This is a genomic window from Streptomyces sp. rh34, assembly GCF_002551245.1.
In the GTDB taxonomy this organism is placed as follows: Bacteria; Actinomycetota; Actinomycetes; order Streptomycetales; family Streptomycetaceae; genus Streptomyces.
Window position 1 is genome coordinate 1 of the sequence record NZ_NTGZ01000592.1, and the last position, 576, is coordinate 576.

Annotated in this window: 1 protein-coding gene; it reads left to right on the plus strand. The window is 81.1% G+C overall.

Features of this window, described 5'->3' with window-relative positions:
• Positions 1-576 (plus strand): ABC transporter permease subunit (locus CR470_RS38375; protein WP_143664005.1); only part of this gene is annotated, 576 nt, incomplete at both ends.

Consider the following 576-nt stretch of genomic DNA (forward strand, 5'->3'; position numbering starts at 1 on the left):
CGGCCTGCCCGGCCGCGTCGTCGCCCGGCACGCCCTGCGCCGCGCGCTGCCGGGCCTGCTGCCCCAACTCGGCCTGGTCACGGTCGGGCTGACCGGCGGGGCGGTCGCCGTCGAGACGCTGTACGCGATCCCCGGCCTCGGCGGTACGGCCCTGGCCGCCGCCCTCGCCCAGGATCTGCCCGTCCTCCAGGCGGCCGTCCTCGTGCTGCTCCTCCTCGGCGTCGCCGCCGGGCTCCTGGCCCGCCTCGCCGTCCGCGTGCAGCTCGGCCCCGCGCTCACCGACCGCGCGCTGCCCGCCCTCGTCACGCCCCGGCTGCCCGGCCGCCGCGCGCTCGCCGTCGCCGCCCTCGTCCTCGGCGGCCTTCTGATCGCCGTCACCGTCGCGGGCCTCCTGCGCGACCCCCTCCACGTCGACACGGCCGCCCGCCTCGCCGGCCCCTCCGCCGCGCACCCCTTCGGCACCGACAACCTCGGCCGCGACGTCCTCGCCCGACTCGGCCACGGCGCCGCCCGCACCGCGCTGGCCGCCGTCGCGGTGGGGGCCGCCACGCTGGTGCTCGGCCTGCTCCTCGGGGC